At 61.1% G+C, this 21,574-nt stretch carries 11 protein-coding genes; 3 read left to right on the plus strand and 8 right to left on the minus strand.

The window, feature by feature from the left end; translation table 11 throughout:
• A partial coding sequence (locus tag HMPREF3167_RS04425) for a dolichyl-phosphate-mannose--protein mannosyltransferase (protein WP_083281073.1) occupies positions 1–1,574 on the plus strand: 1,574 nt, incomplete at its 5' end.
• A 237-nt stretch (positions 1,575–1,811) separates the two neighbouring features.
• Entirely contained in the window at positions 1,812–3,074 is a 1,263-nt protein-coding gene (locus tag HMPREF3167_RS04430) for an O-acetylhomoserine aminocarboxypropyltransferase/cysteine synthase family protein (RefSeq protein WP_070445702.1), read from the plus strand.
• A 50-nt stretch (positions 3,075–3,124) separates the two neighbouring features.
• On the opposite strand, the gene HMPREF3167_RS04435 is transcribed toward HMPREF3167_RS04430, so the two are convergent.
• The 6 genes from HMPREF3167_RS04435 to HMPREF3167_RS04460 form a co-directional block, all read right to left on the minus strand.
• Positions 3,125–4,051 carry a site-specific integrase gene (locus HMPREF3167_RS04435; protein WP_070445705.1) on the minus strand — a complete coding sequence of 309 codons (927 nt, stop codon included), beginning with the start codon at positions 4,049–4,051 and terminating at the stop codon, positions 3,125–3,127.
• A 60-nt stretch (positions 4,052–4,111) separates the two neighbouring features.
• On the minus strand, positions 4,112–7,300 hold the full coding sequence (locus HMPREF3167_RS04440; RefSeq protein WP_070445706.1) for a type I restriction endonuclease subunit R, EcoR124 family: 3,189 nt from the start codon (positions 7,298–7,300) through the stop codon (positions 4,112–4,114).
• A complete protein-coding gene (locus HMPREF3167_RS09400) occupies positions 7,297–7,875 on the minus strand; it encodes a restriction endonuclease subunit S domain-containing protein (protein ID WP_210382963.1) in 579 nt (192 codons plus the stop codon). Before HMPREF3167_RS09400 ends, HMPREF3167_RS04440 begins: the two co-directional genes overlap by 4 nt.
• Positions 7,876–8,281: 406 nt before the next feature.
• A complete protein-coding gene (locus HMPREF3167_RS04450; RefSeq protein ID WP_070445708.1) occupies positions 8,282–9,529 on the minus strand; it encodes a restriction endonuclease subunit S in 1,248 nt (415 codons plus the stop codon).
• On the minus strand, positions 9,530–12,106 hold the full coding sequence (locus HMPREF3167_RS04455; RefSeq protein ID WP_070445709.1) for a type I restriction-modification system subunit M: 2,577 nt from the start codon (positions 12,104–12,106) through the stop codon (positions 9,530–9,532).
• Positions 12,107–12,745: 639 nt separating this feature from the next.
• The gene (locus HMPREF3167_RS04460) at positions 12,746–17,200 is read right to left on the minus strand and encodes a G5 domain-containing protein (RefSeq protein WP_070445712.1); all 4,455 of its coding nucleotides are present in this window, start codon (positions 17,198–17,200) and stop codon (positions 12,746–12,748) included.
• Between the two features lie 854 nt (positions 17,201–18,054).
• Between HMPREF3167_RS04460 and HMPREF3167_RS04470 the strand changes: the two genes are divergently transcribed.
• Entirely contained in the window at positions 18,055–18,399 is a 345-nt protein-coding gene (locus HMPREF3167_RS04470) for a DsrE family protein (protein ID WP_070445715.1), read from the plus strand.
• Here the strand turns inward: HMPREF3167_RS04470 and HMPREF3167_RS04475 are convergent.
• Both HMPREF3167_RS04475 and HMPREF3167_RS04480 read right to left on the minus strand, forming a co-directional pair.
• Positions 18,396–19,514: a class I SAM-dependent methyltransferase gene (locus HMPREF3167_RS04475; protein ID WP_070445718.1), complete on the minus strand. Its 1,119-nt coding sequence runs from the start codon at positions 19,512–19,514 to the stop codon at positions 18,396–18,398. The two genes, HMPREF3167_RS04470 and HMPREF3167_RS04475, sit on opposite strands and share 4 nt — an antisense overlap.
• Before the next feature lie 177 nt (positions 19,515–19,691).
• Entirely contained in the window at positions 19,692–21,482 is a 1,791-nt protein-coding gene (locus tag HMPREF3167_RS04480) for a BCCT family transporter (protein ID WP_070445721.1), read from the minus strand.
• Between the last annotated feature and the right edge of the window lie 92 nt (positions 21,483–21,574).

Consider the following 21,574-nt stretch of genomic DNA (forward strand, 5'->3'; position numbering starts at 1 on the left):
GGATTGCCACGGCCCTGGCCACGCTCATCGCGGCGCTAGCGCGCCTGCCGCGCCTAACCCACCCGCACGCGATGGTGTTCGACGAGACCTACTACGTCAAGGGCGCCTTTTCCCTGCTCAACTTCGGGTATGAGCGCAATTGGGAGGGCGAGGACCAGAACGCGCTGTTCGTGAACGGGGACCTGTCCGCCATGGAAACCGCCCCCGACCGTTGGGTCCACCCGCCGTTCGGCAAGTGGCTGATGGGCGTGGGGATGCGTCTTTTCGGCGACGACAACGGCTTCGGCTGGCGCGCCACCACCGCGATCCTGGGTGTGATTGCGGTGGCGATCCTCGTGCGGGTGGCGTTGCACCTGTTCCGCTCGGTGCCGCTCGCCGCGATCGCCGGCCTGGCGATGGCGCTGGACGGCATGGGGATCACCCTCTCCCGCACGGGCCTGCTGGACAACATGGTGACGTTCTTCGTGCTCGCCGGCTTTTGGGCGATCCTGCGCGACCGCGACTACGCCCGCGAGCGCCTCGCCGCCCGCGTGGCCTGGCCCACCGGCTCCCCGGGCCGCGTGGACGACGTCTGGGGCCCCCACGTCGCCTTCCGCCCGTGGCTCATCCTCGCGGGCGTGTTCGTGGGGCTCGCGTGCGGGGTGAAGTGGTCAGGGGCGTATGCGCTGGCGGTCTTCGGCTTGCTCGTTTTCTTCTGGGGCCTGGCCGCCCGCCGTGCGATCGGGGCGCGCCTGTGGATCGGGGCGGGGCTGTGGCGCGAGGGGGTGCCGGCGTTCTTCCAGCTGGTGCCCACGGCGATCGTCACCTACGTCGCGTCCTGGTTCTCCTGGTTCGCCTCCCCCTCCGGTTGGGATCGCCAGTGGGCCGTGGAGCACACCGCGCAGTTGCCGTTGCCGTGGGCGCCCGGGGTGGTGAACTCCTTCCTCCACTGGCACCAGGCCACGATGGAGTTCCACCGGGGCCTGTCCTCCCCACACACGTACCAGAGCCAGCCGTGGGCGTGGATCATCCAGTTCCGCCCGGTGTCCTTCTTCTGGCGCGCCGGTGACGACGTCCCCGCCGGCTCCTGCCCCAGCGACGACTGCGTCATGGCCATCACCTCGGTGGGCAACCCGTTCGTGTGGTGGCTCGCCGCACTGGCGCTCATCGTGGTGATCGCTGCGGCCATCCGCCGCGACTGGCGCGCCTGGGCGATCCTGTCCGGTTATCTGGCGATGTACGTGCCGTGGTTCTTCTACCTCGACCGCACGATCTACCAGTTCTATGCCGTGGCCTTCCTTCCGTTTGTGGCGCTCGCGCTCGCGTACGGGGTCGGCTGGGCCGCGCGCACCCTCCCTCCCCTGCGCCTGATCAAGGTCACCGACGACACCGTCGCCCCGCTCGCCTCAGGCCCTCACGAGATGCTGCCCTCGGTGGTGAGCCCCCTGCCGCGGACGCGCAAGGCGTGGGTGCTCATCGCGGTGGTCGTGGGCCTGATCGTGGTGGCCGCCCTGTTCTGGATGCCCCTGTGGTGGGGCACTCCGATTCCGCGCTGGTTCTGGAAGCTCCACATGTGGCTACCCAGCTGGGTCTAGAAGCGGTCGCGGCGGGCCCGGCAGCCGGTGTCTGCCGGGATCCGCGGCACAACTCGTGAACCTGGCGTGGACCTGGCTTCTATAGAAATCGGTAGCCGGTATTTTCACGACTTCTGTCGGACTGACCCTGACACTCCCCCGTCCACATGGTGCACGGCGCAGAACTAAAACCGACCCGGGACTAAGGTGGAGCATCAAGGGCGCCGTGGCGACGGCGTCGTGAAAAAGGAGAGCCCCATGAAGGACGACACCAAATACATTCACGCAGGTTATCAGCCCGGCGACGGCGACCCGCGCCAGCTGCCGATCGTGCAGTCGACCACGTACACGTTCGATTCGGCCAACTCGATCGCGGGCGTCTTTGACGAGCCCACGCACGCGCTGATCTACTCGCGCTTCGCGAACCCCACCGTCATGGCGGTGGAGGAAAAGGTCGCGGCGCTGGAAGGAGGAGTGGCAGCAATGGCGACGTCGTCCGGTCAGGCTGCCACCCTCATGGCGGTCCTCAACCTGTGCTCGGCAGGTGATTCACTTGTGTCGTCGATCGAGGTGTATGGCGGCACGGCGAACCTGTTCTCGGTCACGCTGGCGAAGTTCGGCATCGAGGTTATCTGGGTGGACCCGAGCGCGCCGGAGGAGGAGATCGCGGCGGCGATCAAGCCCAACACGAAGGCCCTGTTCGGTGAGACGATCGCGAACCCGCTGCTGTCGGTGCTCGACATCGAGAAGTTTGCCCGCGTGGCGCACGGGGCCGGCGTGCCGCTGATCGTCGACTCGACGTTCGCCACCCCCGCGCTGTGCAAGCCGATTAAGTGGGGCGCCGACGTCGTCATCCACTCCACGTCCAAGTACATGGACGGGCACGCGGTGCAGGTGGGCGGCATGATCGTCGACGCCGGGAAGTTTGACTACACGAACGGGCGCTTCCCCGACTTCACCGAGCCGGACGAGTCATACCACGGGGTGGTGTACACGAAGGACTATGCGGCGGCGCCCTACATGGTCAAGGCCCGCACCCAGCTCCAGCGCGACTTTGGTGCCTACCCGGCGGCGCACTCGGCGTTCTTGCTCAACTTGTCCCTCGAAACGCTGGGCCTGCGAATGGCCCGGCACAGCGAGAACGCGCTCGCCGTGGCACGGTTCCTTGAGGGGCGCGAGGAGGTTGGGGAGGTCCGCTACCCCGGCCTCGAGTCCTTCGCCTACCACAAGCTGGCGAACAAGTACCTGTCTGGCGGGTACTCGGGCGTGATCTGCGTGGACCTGGGCGACCGCGAGCGCGGCACCCGCTTCATGGACGCGCTCAAGCTGGTGGCCCGCGAGGTCCACGTGGCCGACTCGCGCAGCTGCGTACTGCACCCCGCGTCGAGCACGCACAGGCAGCTGACCGATAGCGAGCTGGCAGCCGCCGGCGTCACGCCGGGGCTGGTGCGGATCTCGATCGGGCTGGAGCACGTGGACGACATCCTCGAAGACATCGCGCAGGCGCTCGCGGCGCTGTAGGGGCCTGGTTGGGCCGGCCGACGCCGGCCCAACCAGACGCCTTGCAGTCGCTACGCTAGGGAGGCCAACGAACGCATGACGATGTCGATGTCCTGGTTTTCCAGTTCCTTGATGACGTGGAGGTAAGTCTCCTGCGTCGTCGTCATGCTCGCGTGCCCGAGGCGGCGCGATACGCTCGCGATCGACACACCCGCGAAGAGGAGCAGCGAGGCATGCGTGTGGCGCAGGCCGTGGATCGTGATGACGGGAACACCCACCGCCTCACAGTGGCGAGCAAGCGCAGCGTTGGCCGTGGAATTGTAGACCGAGCCCTTGACGAAGATCGGCTCGTCGGCAGGAAGATCCTTCACTAGCCCTGACAGCTGCATAACCAACTGCCAGTCGAGCTGAACCTTCCTGACCGACGAGGCGTTCTTGGTGGGGACGAACCCGTCTTTGCGCTTGTAGTCCCACGTCTTGTTGACGGAGAGGCTCTGGTGAGCGAGGTCAAAATCGTTCGGGGTGAGGCCGAGGGCCTCGCTGAAGCGCAGACCTGTCTTGGCAATGAGGAGGATGAGCCAGTCCCAGCTCGGCTCCGGGCCGAGCTCCAGGTTGGCTAGCATCGAGTGGAGCTCGAACTGGTTGAGGTACTTGGTCTTCTTCTGACGCGGAGTCCTGCCCTTGATGATGACTTTGCGCGTGGGGTCGCGCGGGATGAAACCTTCGTCCACGGCGTCGAGGATCGCGCCCTTCAACTGGTGGTGGAAGTCCATCGTGGTCTGGCGCTCGTGGTGTTCGGCATACGCGTTGATGAGCTGTTGGTAGCGGATGCGGTTGAGGTCCTTGAGCAGGAGGTCAGGCGCGAGCCGCTTGAGCCACGCCTGAGACAAGCGGTACTTGTCCATCGTGACCTCACGGATTGCGCCCTCCTTGTAGATCTGCACCCATTCCGCGTAGTAGGTAGCAAACAGAGCGTTTCTATCATTGGAGATCTGCACGTGTCATCGCCTCTTTCTTCAGTTGATCGTTTACGCTGATGAAGAAAGCAAAAGGTGTTGTTAACCCTCCATTCTTATCCGCTCCTCGAGGTCGAAGCCGCCTTCGAGGACGAAGTCCTTGAGAAGGGTCCGCACCCTCATCTTTGCCCGGAAGACGCTGGCGTAACTCGAGCCGTGCTCGCTGAGGAACTGGATAGCGCGGCTGGCATCGATCGTGGTGGCCAACTCGTCGAAGCGCCCGAACTCGTTGAGGTTGTTCTCGGTCAGCCTCAGGCGGAGAAGCTCTTCGAGGGCCGACCTGTCCACCCCGAAACCGTCGACCACCTGCGCCACCTGCGCGTTCTCGGTTCGCTTGGCGTAGGCGTTGATGCAGTCGCGCAGGGTCTGACCTTCCTCCACGACGGCACGCCCGTACTCGATGTCATGAATCAGGGTCTGTGCGTGGCGTTGGTCTTCCTGACTCAGTGCGGCAAACGAGCGATGGAGTTCGTTGGCGATCGCCCCTAGGTTCGGGTCACCGGAATTGAGCGCCCGGAACCACTTGGTGAATCGAAGCTCCATGTAGTCCGCGTCGATGCGTTCCGTGTCGTTTTCGATGATGTGGCCGGCCAGGTCGTAGGGCACGGAGGTGTCCGCGGATCCGCCCGCCGAGAAGAGCTCCTTATAGCGCTGGACCATAATGCGGTAGGTTCGCTCGTCGATGGCGACCGTGCGGGTGACCTGGCGCTCGTCGTCGTCGATGAACTCGTAGGTGGACGTGTCCCAGGTGAAGCCCTGGATCCGGGCGGCCTCAAGGGCCCGGTCAAACTCGATGAACATCTTGGCGAACATCTTGCGTTCTTCTTCGGTGTCGGGCAGGCGGCTGAGGTCGGCCACGCCGGCAACCTCGAAGAGGTTGCGGATGGCCGCCGCCTGCTCGTTCATGAGGTCGATGTTCTCGGGGAGTTTTTGGACGAAGATGTCGAGCGGCTTTTCTCCTGAATACAACTTTACCGCCGCCTCGATGTTGCGTTTCATCGTGTGCGGCTTGCGGTAGTAGCGTACGGTCCCGAACGGCTTGTCCGGCCCGAACACGCGGTTGGTGCGGCTGAAGGCTTGGATGATGCTCTCGAACAGGATGATCTTGTCAAGGTAGAGCGTGTTGACCCACTTCGAATCGAAGCCGGTGAGCATCTGATCAACCACGATGAGGAGGTCGATCCGCTCGCTCCGATCCCTGTCGACGGTGACGTAGGGAGTCTTGTGTGCAAGGCGTGCCGCGATGTCCTTCTTCATCAGCGCCCACGTAGGGATCGTGAAGCTCTTGCGATAGCGAACGTTGTAGTCCTCGATGATCTCCTCGAGCGCGTCGCCCTTGACGATCGCACCGTCAGAGTTATCCACACTCGAATCAAAGAGGGCGGTAACGTTCAGGCGCGGTGCCTGATCCTTGAACTTGCGGTAGTAGGTGATCGCCTCAGGGATGGAGCTGGTGGCGAGGATCGCGTGGAACTTCCCGCCGTGGCTGAGGACCTGGAACTGGTCGAGGATGTCTGACACGACCATGTCCTTGTGTGCCGTGTCGTCTCCGTACTGGGCCTGGGTGAGGTTCCCTTCGATCGATTCTTGGGACCGGCCGAGCTCGTCCTGTGACGGCCCCATCGGCACCTCATTCATGTAGCGGTAGAAAACCTCCTTCTTGCGCGTGTCAGCCAGCGCTTCGTCGACGCTCGATGCCTTCGCCTTCTCCAGCGCCACCGCTTTGCGCACCTCCGCGTCCTTGAACGTGGTCACCTGGTAGACGTCGAAGCCGAGCACGTTGCCATCGCGAATCCCGTCCGCAATGCTATACCTATGTAGCTCGGAGCCGAAGACCATCGACGTGGTCGTGTCCTTCTTCTTGTTCTCGGCAAGAATCGGCGTGCCAGTGAACCCAAAGTAGAGGGCGTTCGGGAACGTTTGCTTGATCGTCTGCAGCATCTCACCGAACGTCGAACGGTGTGCCTCGTCGACGACGAACACGATTCGCTTCCGTGCCAGCATTTCCACGTCGTGCTGCCGGAGCATGTCACCGTCGATCTTCAATTTGCTCATCTTCTGGATCGAGGTCACGATGAGCTTCTCCGACGGGCTCGAGCTGAGGAGCTTCTCCCTGAGCTCGAGGGCACTTCTGGTGCCCTGGATGTCGTCAGCGTCATCAGCGAAAGCCCGATACTCCCTCAGGGACTGGGTGCCTAGTTCGATGCGGTCCATGAGGAAGACGACCTTGTCGGCGTCACCAGAATCGGCGATGAGCTGGGCGGACTTGAAGCTCGTCATAGTCTTGCCCGAGCCCGTGGTGTGCCAGATATAGCCGCCAAGGTGGCCGCTTTGGCCGGCGAGCGGCGGCGTCTTCCAGTCGTGGTTGCGCACGGCGTTTGAGATCGCGCTTGCCGCGTAATACTGGTAGCTTCGCATCACCTTGAGGGAACCGTCCGTGGCGTCAGCCACGGTGTAGAAGCCGATGAGCTGGTGTGCCATCGGGATGGAGAGCAATTTTTCCGTGACGCGTTTCCACGGGTGCGGCGTGGTGTCGCCTCCCGCGCACATCGGCTCGTTGTTCACGTCCGCCCAATGGAAGAAGTAGGCGGGGTTAAACCTGTCCGGGCCGGCGTTCGCGAAATATTTCAGCTCGGTGGGGGTCATCGCCACGAACACCTGGACGAGCTGGAAGATGCCCGTGAATACCCCTTCGTGGGAGTACTTTTCGATCTGATTCGTGGCCTGGCTAACTGCCACCCCGCTGCGCTTGAGCTCAATGTGGATGACCGGCATGCCATTGATCAGTAGGCACAGGTCTCCCCGGCGGTCGTTGCGAATGCGGTTGTGTGCGGGGTATCTGGGCTGCTGGGCGATCTGGTACCGGCTGTCACCCGCAGCGATTTCCTGCCGATCGTAGATCTTGAGGCTGATCTCCTTGCCAAAGTGTTCGGGATCATCCGGGTTGTCGCGCTTGATTGACACCGTCTTGCCGTTGATGAACGCGTTGAGCGCGTAGGGGGTGCGGAGTTCCTGGACCTTGTCGAGGATCTGGGCCATCTCGCTATCCGTGAGCGGCACGCCATTGAGCCGATCCCTGTGCTTATTGTTAGCAAACAGGATTTCGGCCCAGTTCCGGATGAGATCCTCTTCAGTCGGATTCTTCAGCACGCCGCCCGAATCGTTCCAGCCGTTCTGCTTCAGGACCTCGATGACGGCCTCTTCAAAGTCCGATTCACGTTCAAACGTCATGAGACTTCCTTTACTTGTAGCGGACGCAGGGTTGAAAGTCGGGTTTTGGAGTGCGAATGCTTACGCTGATGAAGGGAGATAAGACGGTCGAGGGCGGAGAATACGACACCGATCTTCTCCTGTTCGGTGCCCGATCGAGCAACACGGAACTCACTCTGGCCGACAAGGTTCCAGTCAGCTCGTGGCATCTTGGTGCCGCTTGATTGGTTGGCTATCTTATCGAATTCTTCGCTTTGAACCAGCCTATAAAGGAATTCACTATCAACTTCTTGTGGCCGCAGTACCCAGAAATCCCCTACTGCAACCCCTTCAAAACCAGGCAAGAACCAGTTGTGCAAGTACGGTCGAAGCTTGCCATAAAGCACATCTCCCGGACTGAAGAAAACGCCAGTCTTCCCACGCAACAAGCTACGATAGTCCGTCTTAAGTTCTCCCGTCCCAGAAACAAGATCCTGGTATTCGACAGCAGGCAGTATGTTTCCTATGACGGCCGTAGACAGACGCTGAGCCAGGTTTCGAAACTGACGCTGTTCCCAAGTGGGCCGGCACTTTGCGACCGAAGTGCCGATAATCATGCGCCCTCCAGCCGGCCAAGCGAGACAAATACTGAATCTAACTCATTCTCAACACAACATGCCGACGATACGAAGGGCAAGTCTTTACCTAAGGCCACCCGTGTCCCTCCTATACCTGCCGGGAGGCCATCCGTGTCAATGACACGAGGCGTAACCCCAACCTCTCCACCGATCCACGGAGCCCCGAGCTTGTCACTCATCAGCCTGCAAGCCTTCCGGAATCCACTGACACCCCAGTCCGTGTCACCAGCTCCCCGATCGAGATCTCGTCCTTGACGCATTCATCAGAATCCTCTCGGAACCGCGTGGACACGTATGCGTCCGCCATTTCGCAGGAATGAAGAGTTTCCTCCACGGCGCGTTCCCGATCCACGTTGACCTCCATTACGGACTTCAGCTCGCAATCTCAGACAAACATCTTCTCGAGCAGGGACTTCTTAACGTTCTCGAGCATGTCCAACTTACGCTGATGAAGGGAGATAAGACGATCAAGACGCGTATGGAAGCGGCCAATTTCTTTCTGCTCGGCGTTCTCTGCCGCAACAGAGATTTCAATTTCTAAGAAGTCATCAGCAGCAATATTAAGCAATCCATGATTCCTGGCGCCTTCCGCCGCCCGTTCTGCAACACCCCTATGCCAGCGGTCAGTTTCAAAGAATACCGCAAGAAAATCCGAATTGACCGTTAATCTGCCCTTGGGTGCGAAGACAATATAGAGCGTTGAAAGCACGCCTTTTTCGTACAGATCTAGCCGCTTGACAGTGCCGAATGGGTAGCCATCGGAGGAGCTCTTGTTGTAGGCAAAATCGCCATTGAACACCAAGTAGTAGCCACTAACATTTCGACTCGCAACACGATTATTGAAGTATGCGATCTGGTCGACCAACCCGTGTTGGGCTGAGATAGTCAGCGGCAACGTCGACTCATTATTGACATTCTTTCGCACGAGCCTATTGACGAGCTCGCCCAGCTGACGCTGTTCCCAAGGGGCAGTAAATCCAGCAAATCGGATCTCCGGAACATCCGAACCGGGCTTCGGGAACATTTTTTCCAATAGAGACTTTTTGACGTTCGTCAACTTGTCGAGCTTACGCTGATGAAGGGCGATGAGAGAGTCCAGACGTATAAACAGGGTCGAAAACAGATTCTGCTCGTCAGGAACCGGATAGCAGATTTGAACTTCGGCGATATCTGAATTATGGACATGAACTACTGATTTACCCTGAGCACGCATCGCAAGATCTTGATGTGCAGGACCGTAGGTGATTCCATAAGCAAGAAACTCTGGTTTCAAGACACCCGACGGAGTTGCGACATTGAGATCACCGCCAAGAATGACTCCTGGTCTATCCAACGATGCGGCGACCGCGATTTCTTCTGCACTCTCACCGGATGCCGGAACAAGGACTTCTCCTCCTCGAGAGATCACCGAATCCGCACGTTCATCCGCATAGGTATCAATACCTCGAATACAGGTTTGATAGTGAGTATACAGTCGCCCGTACAGAAGAATCGGTGTGCCTTTGTCGGAAACATCCGCTTTACTGTAGCCCTGCCCCTTCCGGAACGTGCAAACCTCACCCAGCTGACGCTGTTCCCAAGGATCCGTGAACCCCTTGAAACGGATCTGCGGGACATTCCTTTCTTCAGGCATTTATTCACCCCCGAGCAGGCGCTCGAGCTCGCCGATGGCTTCCATGTCGGCGTCGCTACCCGTGAGGTCGCCGAGCAACGCGGAGAGCTCACGCTCGGTGTCGGCGATCTCCTGGGAGACGTCCGCGAAGGTGGACTCGTACTTCTTCGCGAGCGCACGCACAGCCGCCACACATTCGGCAACCTTAGCCTCCGCCAGGCCGGCCAGACCTTCCATGAGGGGCGAGCTCCACTTGTCGTGGAGAAACACCAGGCCCTCCTCCACGCTCAGGCCTTCCAATCGCTCCTTCGTGTCATCCTCAAGCTTGCGCGATGCAGCCTTGACGTCCCTATCGAGTCCACTCTTCGACTCCAGCAACGACTTCGCCTGCAGGGCAATCCGCTCCGTTGACTCCTCCGGGAAGTCCTCCGGCACCGCTCGCGGCTTCACCCCCACACCCTTGAGGTAATCGACTACACCCTTGCGCGCGAACGCCGTCTTGGCCTCGTTGAGCAGGTCGTCTGGAGCATCTTCGGGTAGGCCCTCAAACAGAGCGGTCAGCTCCTCCCCGGCCTCGGCAGCCCTGCGCTTCAAATCTTCCAGCTCGCCCAGCTCGTCGCTCAGCAGCCTGCGCTGGATGAGTTCGAACGGCAGGATCCTTCCCACGAATCCCTCTTGGACCTCCACTTCCTTACCGTTCTTCTTCCGCACCACCATGTTCGGCGCCACGGCAGTGATCGCCGAGTCCCCCTCGGTCTGGATGATCTCAAGATCCTGGCCCATCTCATCCCATGCCTCGTCGAGAACCTGGAACGCATCGTAGTAGTCGATAAGCGGGATGCCATCCAGCGACTCCTCGAGCAACGCCGCGAACATCCCCTGCTCCGCGAGCGCGTTGACACCCATCCGCGCGTCAATGAGGCGCTTCTTGATGTGGGCTGGGAAGGAACCCACAGCCTGGCCGAAGCCCGAACGAAAAGCGGCCACGGCGTCGTCGTTGGACACAACCTCCTCAACGTCGACATCCCGGGCCGCGATCGCGTCCCCGCTCACGTCAAACAGCTTCTCCCGCAGACCCGGCCACGCCTCCCAGAACGGCGCCAGCCTGCCCAACTCATCCGCCGGAATGCCACCGAAAAGTAGGGCGTGCAGGTTCCATGGTTCCGCCGGCTCCGAGGAATCGACGTAGCGAGGGATGTTGAGGTTGTAGTCGTTAGCGCGGATCTCCTCGAGTGAAACCAAGCGGCTGAACTTGTCCACCTCGCGGCATCCCGCCACCGTGTCCGTAATCCGCTGGATATCCGAAGCACGCAACACGTTCTGCTTTCCAGCCTTGACGAAGTTCTTCGAGGCATCCACGATCAGGACATCGCGTTCCGTCCTCGCCTTGCGCAACACCATGATGATCGTGGGAATACCCGTGCCATAGAAAATGTTCGCCGGCAAGCCGATCACCGCCTGGACATGGCCGCGCTCCAGCAGGTTCTGGCGGATCTTGCCCTCCTCACCGCCACGGAAAAGCACGCCGTGCGGCAAAATGATCGTCATGATGCCGTCAGGCTTCAAGTGGAAAAGATCGTGGAGCAGGAACGCGTAATCCGCCTTCGACTTCGGGGCCACACCATAGTTCGCAAAGCGCGGGTCGAGCTCCTTGTCCTCCGGCTCCCACTGCTGAGAATACGGAGGATTCGACACCACCGCGTCCACAAACAGCGGGTTATAGGTTTCCTCCTTATTCTCCTCCGACTCAAACCACGGCCAGTCCGCATCCAACGTGTCACCATTACGGACCTCGATGTTGTCCGGCAGAATCCCGCGCATCACCAAGTTCATACGGGTGAGGTTGTACGTGTTCTGCTTCAGCTCCTGCGCAAAGAACTTGATGTTGTCCTTGCTCCCATTTCGGCGAGCCACGGCCGCGCCGATGTTGATGAGCAGTGAACCAGATCCGGAGGTCGGATCATAAATCTCGATGTTCTCGCGGTCCCGCAAGTGCCAGGCCACAATCTCACTCATCAGCAACGACACCTCGTGCGGCGTGTAGAACTCGCCCGCCTTCTTACCCGCGTTCGCCGCGAAATTCGAGATGAGGTACTCGTAGATGAAGCCCAGCACGTCATAGTCCTGCTTGCCCCCCATCGGGATGTCCTGGATGAGGTAGATGAGGTCACGCGCCGCCTTCGACTGGGCGCGGGCATCCGTACCCAACTTCGAAAGACCCGACTGAAGCGTGTCAAAAATGCCGTTGAAGACCTTCTTGCGAGCCGGGTCAATGTTGCGGCTAAACGCGGAGAGCGCGTCGCGAACGTTATCTATGCCGAAATCATTGCCCTTGGCCAGCCACGTGCCAAACAGGTTCTCGTAAGAAATGAAGTAGCCACACAGGTCTCGGGTGTACTCGACGATCTCGACGTCGTCCTCCGTCAGCGCCGTCAAGTCATCCAGCCCGTCCCGCCTCAGCCGCGCCACCTGCTCTTCAGACAGGAACTTGTAGAAAATGAAGCCAAGAATGTAGTCCTTATATTCATTCGCCTCGATCTTCGAGCGCATACGATTCGCAGACTTCCAAATCCTGGAAGCAAGCTCCTGCTTATTCATCACTCAACCCACATTCTACTTCGACTCCGGCACCAACGCCGACATGCTGCTTGCCATGTTACTGGAGGAGAAGCGGGCACCTGAGCAGGCCGGCCGGTCGCCGTCGGCCCGGCCCCAGCCATAGACCCAATACACCACCAATTGAGAAGAGCCTAAAGCGTCCTGGGTGGAAGTCGCGGCCGACCAGATCAGGACACATATCTAATCTCTTCGAGCTACGAGTTGTCACCGGTGATGTGCCCTTGCCTCTACCCGATACTCCAGCTATGCACATCAGTCTAGCAGTCTGTTCTCAACTAACCGCGATGCCATTACGGTGCAGGGCCTGCCACATTTTCCACACTCCATAGCTGCAATCACGCGCGTCATGCATGCTCTTCGCGCGTTCAAATGAGTGCCATGTCCCGCACGGCTCTGACGCTCTGCCCGCGGCACGAAGCCGGACGTTGTCCAGGCTCATGTCCCCCTCACCAGGCGACGGCAACCCAGCCTTACGAGCAGCCTGAACCCACAGCAGGAGACAGCTTTGAACGCGCCACACAAATTCGTATACAAAAAGCGTCGAGGCCACGGGATCTCTCCCGTGGCCTCGCCGCTTTTGTGTTAGTCAGCGACTCAGCGCAGTGACTGTTCTACAGCTCAGCGCTTCGAGGGGCGCCTGCGCACTGCGAGCAGTCCCACGCCGCCGGTGATCAGCATAGCTGCTGCAACGAGTGCCGCTGCGACGCTGGCGCCGGTGTGCGGCAGAGACCAGCTACCAGCGCTGCTCGAGCCCGCCGGGTTGCTACCGTGCCCACCCGAGGTGCCAGGAGTCTGAACTCCATCACTCGGCTTGTCACCGGGCGTGGAAGGCTGGCTCGGCTCGTCGCCGGGCGTGCCGGGTTCAGTCGGGTTGCTGGGCTTGTCACCCGGATCCTCGGACGGGTCCTGCGTAGGCTCGTCTGACGGATCGTCGGTCGGGTCCGGGGTCGGCTCTTCGCTCGGGTCCTCGGATGGGTCCGGGGTCGGCTGTTCGCAGTTGCACTTGGCGCCTACGCGCAGCTTGCGCGGCTGCGGTTCGGTCACGACCTTCTCGGTGGTCTCCGGGTCACCGACCGGCTTGCCGTTTTCGAGCTTCCAGGTCTTGGTGATTTCCTTTTCGCCGAAAGCGCCAGGCTGGTCTTCAACGATCTTGCCGACTTCGAGGTTCGGGTCGTACTCGATGACCGTGTCGAACGGGATCTTTTCGGTGTGCTTATCGGTCAGCTCGGTCTGGTTCTTGGCCGGACCAACCTCGACGATGTGCTTAACCGGATCGCTGATCTTTTCGGAGGTGTCCTCCGTGGAGATCTCACCGTTTTCGGCGTTCACCTTGACGGTGTGCTTGACCTCGCCCTGCTTACCTTCCTGGACAACCTTGGTTTCACCAGGCTGCAGGTCAGGGTTGACGCGCACCTCGACGTCGAACGGAGTCTTCTCAGTCCACTCGATCTCGGTGGAGGCGGGCTTGCCCTTCGTGCCGACCTTGATGATCTGCTTGACCGGCTCGGTCACACGCTCGGTTTCGGTCTTGGAGTCCACAACCTTCGAGTTCTCGATGGTCAGGGTAGTGGTGACCTTGTCCTTTCCAAGCTTGCCTTCCTGAACAGTTTCCTGCTTCCCGGCTTCCATCGTGTCGTCGAAGATGACCTCTGTCTCGAACGGCACGTCCTTGGTGTACTCACTGGTGTGAGTGCCTTCAGTGGTGGTCTTGGTGCCGACGCGGATGATCTGCTTGACCGGTTCCTTGGTGCGCTCAGTCGTCACTTCCGGGTCACCCGAGGGCTTGCCGTCCACGATCTTCTGAGTCGAAGTCACAACCTCGGTACCGAGTTCACCCTTCTGATCAACCTTCTGCTGACCTTCTTCCAGGGTGTTGTCAAAGACGATCTCGGTTTCGAACGGAACAGGCTTCTCGACCTTGGTCACCAGCTCGCTCGGAGCTAGGCCGGGGCCGTACTCAACGATCCGCTTGACAGGCTCCTTGGTGGTCTTCTCCTCGGCTACCTCAGCCTTATCGCCCTCGGCCGTGAACTTAGCGGTATAGGTCTTCTCGCCGTTCTCACCTTCCTGAACAACCCGGGTTTCACCAGGCTTCAGGTCCGGGTTCTCGCGAACCTCGGTCGGGTACGGGATCGGAACCGTCCACGTGACTTCCTTGGCGCTCTTAGCAGGCTTAGTGCCGACGATGACGACCTCGTTCACCGGCGCCTTGGTCTGCTCCCAGCTGCCGTCCTTGTTCTGCTTTTCTGAGCCCGGCTCGCCCTTGGTCTCAACCTTGTACTCGCCGGCAGGGATGGTGTCGTCGTACTTGTATTCGACCTTGAACGGAACTTCACGGGTAGGAACGTCAACAACGTTCACCACTGCGTAAGCGGTATCCGTGGAGCCGTCTTCGTAGGAAACGGTGACGGGAATCTTGACCTGGTCGCCCGGCTTTGCATCCGCAGGTGCGGTTGCGGTTACCTGGCCGTTCTCGTCAATGCGGGCATCCCAGCCGGCCGGAATCTCACCCAGCTTGTAGGGGTTTTCCTTTGCGACGTTGACGTTGTCTGGCTTTTCCAGAGCAACTGGTAGCGTCGCGGTCTCGCCCGGGTAGACCGTTTCTACAGGGTAGGTCGGCTCAGCTTCCCAGCTGTTGGTTAGCTTCACCACGGTGGTGACAGGCACCAACGGAGTTGAACCGTCTGGGGTTTCAACAGTGACGTTGATGGTCTTGCTGTCACCCGGCTTGGCATCTGCCGGAGGGGTAGAAGTGACGACACCGGTGTTCGGGTCGACCTTGTACTTCCAGCCGTCAACCTCCTGCTCGGTGATCGGTTGGTCGTTCTCATCCTTACCGAACGAGAACTTCGACCCCTTAGGGGCGTCCTGAACGTTGTGGTTCACAGCCTGGTTCGGGCCGGTGGTCTGCACATCGTATGACGCGTTGATATCGCCTTTCAGAACGACCACGGTGCCCTTGACCTCTTGCGGCTTGTCAACGTTGTCGTAGTAGGCAAGAACCGGCACGTTCAGGATGTAGCCCTCTGGAGCGGTCCGAGGAATGGTCGTGGTGATTTCACCAGTGGTCTCATCAATCTTGACGGTCCACTTACCGCTCTCATCTTCGACGGTGTACTCGGTCTTACCTTCCTTGAAGGTGTAGCGCTTCGGCGCCTCATCGCTCGTGTTACCACTCAGGCCGCGCTCTGGAACCTCAGGCTTGAGAGTGACCTTGGCGCTCGGCTTATTGGTCACCGTGCCGTAGGTCGGGATCTTGATGTCAACGATCGCCTGGAACTGGGTCTCGATTTCGTCCGTGGTCTGGTCCGGGTAGGTTGCCTTCACCTTCGGGGTGATGATGGTGCCCGGCGCCACGGTGTCGTCGGCCTTCGCAGTGACCTTGCCGGTCTCATCGATAGTGACAGTCCAGCCTTCAGGAACGGTGGACTCATCGATCTCGAACTTAGCCGGGTGAACCGGCTTGTAGCCCTTCATGATGGATTTCGTGCCCACCTGGGCGGTCAGCTCGTCGCCAATCGTGCCCTTCGTCAGACCCGGGCGTACGAGGTCGGTGACCTGGGTGTTGTTCGGGTCAACAACGACGAGCAGTTCAAGCTTGTCAGTGGAGCCGTTGGAGTACTCCACTGTAATAACAGGGCGCGCGAAGGTGCCCGGACGCGGATTCTCCGGGGCGGTGACGGTGACGTTGTAGTCCTCGTCCATCGCAACGGTCCAGCCCTCGTAGACGTACTTCTCGTCGAGGGTGACCTTTGCTTCGAAGCCGCCGTCGCCCTTCTTCTTTGCCAGTTCCTTAATCAGGTCAGGGGTCTGGGTGAAGGTGACCTTCTGCGGCTCGGTCGCAATCGGGCCGGTAGCGCTATCGACGCCGGAGATGATCGAAGCCTCGGTCTTGTCGTACTTCGGGGAGTGGTACTCCGTGTCATCCAGGGAGAAGGCCTTCGAGTCGATGACGTTCGCCTTGTTGTAGCGAGTCAGCGAATTAGAGCTGTCGAAGACTTTGCCTTCGCCATAGAGATTGTTGTTCTTGTCAGCAGCCTGGAGCTGGTCCACGGTACGTGGCTTAGCCAGAACGGAGAAGCTCACGTTCTTGTCAGTGGCCAAGTCGGTACCGCGATACTCGGGCCAGGTGAAGTAGATCTCGCCGGTCTTTTCGTCGATACGCAGGTTCTGCGTACCGCCGGAAGCTGCCGGGTCGGTGGTGCCGATGAACTTACCGTTGCCGTCGTAGGCCTCCACGACCATGCGAGACATCGAATCGTCCGTGCCTTTGCCCTTGACAGCAGGAACGTTGATCTTACCGACCTTGGTTTCCACACCAGGGACGATAACGTGCTTCTCGAAAGACTCCCACGACACCGTGATCGGGTTACATTCGATGTTCTCGCTCGGCCACGGGTTTACGATAGCGCTGAATCCAGCACTGTTACCTTGCGAGGCATACGGTCCGGTCGGGTTCTCTTTCTTGTAGTTACTTTGCCAACCGTAACGCACAGGGTTATCGGCAGTGGCCGAGGCGAACTGTTTGATTTTCTCCTCGGTCAGCTCTGCATAGATATTAACGTTTCGTTGGCGGACGGCCTCAGTAATCTCAATGTTCTCGTCAGCCTTGTGGGTGACGTTCTTGTCAAGGAAGGTCTGACCGACTTCCATGGAGGGCAGCTCGCCGGCATCCAGAACACCGCCAAGTAGACCCGAATTGGTGAAGCTCCAATCAGCGAATGTGCGGTCTTTCGAGTTATCAAAAGACACACTCACGCCCCATAGGGTTTTCGAGGGGCTCGTTGCGCTTGGCTCCAACGTCTTCCACGTGAAACCCGCCTGGCTGCCGTCCGGAGTGCTTTCAGAGACAACGCACGATCCAGCCGGGAGGTCGGAAGCCTTCTGGGCGTCCTTCTCCACCGCGCCGGACGTGTCTCGGATGCCGCCGGTGACGGTTGACGCGGACGCCGGTGAGGCCGTCACGAGGCTGGATCCGGCAGATGCGCCCAGAGTTAAGGCGAGGGCTGTCAGTGCAGCACTCGGGGCACGCAAAAAGCTCTTTCCCGGTGTCGAAGCTTTAGATAAATCCATCCCTAAGTCCTTCCAATCTTCTATATGTCTTCTGCGGCAGCCGGAGGATGGGGCGGCGCGCAAGAACACTCTCCACCGCCGGCCTCGCAGGCTCAGGGTCGGCAGGTTTGTAAAGGAGTTAACAGCATTCGCATCTAGGATACTGCACTTTTCTTGCTTTCGACACTGCGCGGATTTCGCTTATCCGAGGCGGCCAACAATTGAACAGCAAGGCGTTGAGGGGTACTCCCCTACGGGCGTTTTGTTAGTGAGCATAAGATCACACAGCAATCGTCAAGGATTGGTTCTAGATGCTCTCACCTTGGGGAGGATGGCGATCTGTTTCCGTTGCTCACCGCGTAGTTGCGGGCCGCGGTGATCTCCTGGTCGTCCATGCCGTCGCCGACCAGAAGGATGCCGTTCTTCCCGCCGGTCTGGCTGACGGGGTCGCACACAAACGCCGTCTGGTCGCCACTGCTCTGGTCGACGTCGCAAGGGCGAACCACACCCAGTACAGGACGACGCCGGTCAGTACGATCCCGAGCACCGCGCCCAGCACCTTCATGACCGGGTTGCGAGCCGCCAGCAAGGCGAACGCGTGTTGATTCGCCACGGCACCACCTCGAAAGCTTTTGCGTCACGGCAGCCAGGCCGCTTGTGGGGTGGGTGAAGGCAAGGCGATCCCGCAGGCGGACAGGGCGGCTCGGGCGTCGTGAACACGAGGGCCGGGCAGGCGGACGCACGGGCACCCGCTAGAACCGATAGGGTAAGGCTTTATCTTGACGTGAAAATACTCCGCGGACATTGTAGTGTGAGCACCAGAAGAATAATCAGGTGACAACCGGCACACGCCGGGATTTTCGAAGGGGAAAAGAATGTCCGATTACAAGCTCGTCTTCCACATCAACGAGAACGACCGCTGGCCGTTCACCCTGCGCTCCGTACGCAACTTCATCCGCGCCGACGACCGCCACCGCGCAGTGGTGGTCGCCAACGGCGGGGCCGTCCGCTCCTTCTCCCAACTCGAAGCCGACCCCAACCGCATGGCCCGCATCCGCGGCCTCGAAGCCGAAGGCGTGTCCTTCGTGGTGTGCCAGATCGCGCTCGGCGAGCGGCAAGTCAAGGAAGAGCTCATCCCCGAATACGTCAAGGTGGTCCCCGCCGGCATCGTGGAGATCGCCAAGCTCCAGTCCGAGGGCTACGGGTACGTCAAGGCCTAAACCTGCGAACCGAACGGCACGTCTGCCCGCAGCACCGTGAACTTCGCGTTCCGGGCCAGCTGGCGCGTGCGGCCCACCCGCCGCTCCACCTCCGGGCGGTAGCGCAGATGGTTGTTGTGGACCATGTAGAGACGCCCGCCGGGGCGCAGGAGGCGCGCGGCCGCGTCGAGCAGGTCCTGGACGAGCGTGGCGTCCAGCGCCGTGCCCGCGTGGAAGGGCGGGTTGAGGAGCACGACGTCGGAGCTCCCGGTCGGCTCCTGCCCGGCGGCGTCGTCCCAGGTCACGCGGGCGCGGTCTCCGAACTCGGCGAGGGTGAGGCTGGCGGAGACGACGGCGTCGGCATCGGCATCCGTGGCGAGCACGGTGGCGTCGGGCAGGGTGGCAAGCACGATGCGGGCAACGGTTCCGTTGCCGCATCCGAGGTCGACGACGCTGCGGCCGGTATCGACCTCGCTCGGCGCCTCCCAGGAATCCCACGGGTTTGCGGCGAGCTTCGCCTTGCGGCGCTCGGCACGAAGCTCGGCCAGGGCGGTGTCGGCCAGTAGCTGGCCGCCGTGGTCGACCTCCGCGCCAGAGAACACCCCGCCCACGCCCACGATCGTCCCAGCCTCCGTTTCACGGGATGCCGGCTCGTAGCCCTGGCCCGTGCGGCCGGCGCCCACAAGGCAACGGAACTTGCCGCGGCCGCGGGAGGCGTGGACGTCAGTGAAATAGCGGGCGAGCGTGGCGTTGTGCCCGCGATCCATATGCTTGTTATTCGCCCCGAAGATAAGGGCGCCGGCGGGCACGGACCCGGCGAGATAGGCAACCTCCTCCAGCGACTTCGGGGTGTGGCCGAGCGCCACGTCAATCTTTTCCGTAAAGAACTCATCGAGACGCAGGGGACCGTCCGCGCCCGCGATCCGCACGCGATCGCGGGCGCCCAGCTCACGAGCCATCCGATCCGCCTCGCGCGCCTGCATCACCGTGCGCGAGGCCACCCACACCCGCTCGGCGGCATCAAGGGCGCTACGCAGGAGGGTGGCGGCGGGGTCGTCGAGGATCGCCACGGACGCGGCGCCCGGCGCTTCGGCCGCCACCACGTCCAAGATCAGCTGGTCAAGGGTTGAGGTCATGTCACTTCCGCCTTCAGTCGGTTCCCGCACATCATACCCACTCCCGCTGGCCCGCCCTGTGGGCCACGTGGCGGGGCAGCAAACGCCCCGGCGTGGCTAACTGGTGAATCTGAGCCCGAAAGCCCCGTTTTCAGCAACGCCCCCAGACTCACCAGTTAGTTACAGGATCAGCGCGGACTACTCAGTCTTGCTGTGCTCCCGGGGCCCGCGGCGGCCCATCGCGTGGCGCAGCGCCCGGTTGAGCCGCTTCTCCTCCTCGCGCTCGCGCCGGTGGCGGCGTTCGATCGCGAGCTGGCGCTGGAAGGCCTCCTGGGAGCGCTGGTCGAGGTAGACGACGTCGTTGCGCAGGTCCTTGACCAGGGCAAACATGAGCGCCACCACCACGAAGAGGAACGGGGTGGCCGCCACGATGGTCACCGATTGGATGTTGCCGAGGGCACTGTCGCCGCCGGACACGAGCAGGGTGAGCCCGATGGCCGCGGTCAGTAGACCCCACAGGCCGGACAACCACGGGGTAGGCGTGGACTTCCCGCCCTGGGAGATGGAGGCCATGACCGTGGAGGCGGAGTCGGCGGAGGTGATGAAGAAGGTGGCGAGCAACAACACCGCAACCAACCCAAGCACGAACCCACCCGGTAGCGAGTGCAACAGGTTGAACAGCTGCGACTCCACGTTGCCATCGCCGTAGATCGACTCGCCGGCGAGCTCCATCGAGATCGCGGACCCACCGAAGATCGCGAACCACACTGTGGACAGGCCGGCAGGGATGAACATAACACCCATGCAAAACTCGCGCACCGTGCGCCCGCGCGAGATCCGCGCAATAAACATGCCTACGAACGGCGACCACGAGATCCACCAGGCCCAGTAGAAGATCGTCCACCCGGACAGCCAATCGCCGGCAGTGCCGTTAGCGGATTCGGCGGTGCGGCCGGCCATCTCGAAGAAGCGCGACAGGTAGGCGCCCACCGAGCCGGGCAAAAGGTTGAGCTGGGCGATCGTGGGGCCAAGGATGAAGACGGCGACCGCGAGGATCGAGGCGAAGACCATGTTCGCGTTCGACAGGTAGCGGATGCCACGCCCAACGCCAGACATTGCGGAGAGCAGGAAGGCCAGGGTCAGCACGGACACGATCGCCACGATCAGCCCGGTCCCCGGATTCTCCACGATACCGGCCGCGGTCAGGCCCGCCCGGATCTGCAGGGCGCCCAGCCCGAGCGAGCAGGCGGTGCCGAACACAGTGGCAAAGACGGACAGGGAGTCGATGGCCTGACCCAGCGCGCCGTTCGCGTGCTTCTCCCCGATCAGCGGAGTGAAGGCGGCGGAGATCAGCTGCTTGCGCCCGATCCGGTAGGTCGAGTAGGCGATCGCGAGGCCCACGATCGCGTACATGGCCCACGGGTGCAGGGTCCAGTGGAACATCGCGGTGGCCATCGCGGTGCCCACTTCGTTGGGCTCGTGGCCGGGCACGCCGTCGCGGTAGAAGGCGAGCGGCTCGGAGGCGCCGTAGAACATGAGGCCGATCCCCATGCCGGCGGCGAACATCATCGCCACCCACGATGTGTTGGAGAATTCCGGTTGCTCGTTCGCGGCGCCAAGCCGGATCGAGCCGAATTTCGAGGCGGCGATCACGACGACGAATACCACGAACACCGTGGAGAACAGGACGAACGCCCACCCCAGGTTCTCAAGTACCCAGCTGAACATGGCCGAGGCAGCGTTTTCGAAGTTGTCCGGGGCGCCGAGTCCCCAGGCGACCACCGCGATCACCAGTGCCATCGCGGGGATGACCACGGGCCAGCTGATGGAGCCGTCGGCGGTTTCGGAGGCAAGTTCGACTGGTTTTTCTTGAATGTCTGCCGCGTTGATTTCCTTTTCCACTGACAGGAGCGCGGCGAGCTCCGAGGTGGCTGATGAGTTAGCGTCGAGCGGTTCGCTCCAGTTTACGTCCTGATTCTTTTCTTCCATACCTCCATTCTTTGAATAAATTCCGCATATATTCCAGTATTGGGCGCAGACTATGCGATTTCTCTCCCGCCAGGCGGGGCGGCGGGACGGGT

The organism is Trueperella sp. HMSC08B05, from assembly GCF_001808405.1.
GTDB lineage: Bacteria > Actinomycetota > Actinomycetes > Actinomycetales > Actinomycetaceae > Trueperella > Trueperella bernardiae.

Coding starts and splice junctions, on each gene's coding strand:
- HMPREF3167_RS04480 (WP_070445721.1), bottom strand. CDS start 21,482: ATGGAAGAAAAGAATCAGGACGTAAACTGGAGCGAACCGCTCGACGCT.
- HMPREF3167_RS04430 (WP_070445702.1), top strand. CDS start 1,812: ATGAAGGACGACACCAAATACATTCACGCAGGTTATCAGCCCGGCGAC.
- HMPREF3167_RS04475 (WP_070445718.1), bottom strand. CDS start 19,514: ATGACCTCAACCCTTGACCAGCTGATCTTGGACGTGGTGGCGGCCGAA.
- HMPREF3167_RS04450 (WP_070445708.1), bottom strand. CDS start 9,529: ATGCCTGAAGAAAGGAATGTCCCGCAGATCCGTTTCAAGGGGTTCACG.
- HMPREF3167_RS04455 (WP_070445709.1), bottom strand. CDS start 12,106: ATGAATAAGCAGGAGCTTGCTTCCAGGATTTGGAAGTCTGCGAATCGT.
- HMPREF3167_RS04470 (WP_070445715.1), top strand. CDS start 18,055: ATGTCCGATTACAAGCTCGTCTTCCACATCAACGAGAACGACCGCTGG.
- HMPREF3167_RS04440 (WP_070445706.1), bottom strand. CDS start 7,300: ATGACGTTTGAACGTGAATCGGACTTTGAAGAGGCCGTCATCGAGGTC.
- HMPREF3167_RS09400 (WP_210382963.1), bottom strand. CDS start 7,875: ATGATTATCGGCACTTCGGTCGCAAAGTGCCGGCCCACTTGGGAACAG.
- HMPREF3167_RS04460 (WP_070445712.1), bottom strand. CDS start 17,200: ATGGATTTATCTAAAGCTTCGACACCGGGAAAGAGCTTTTTGCGTGCC.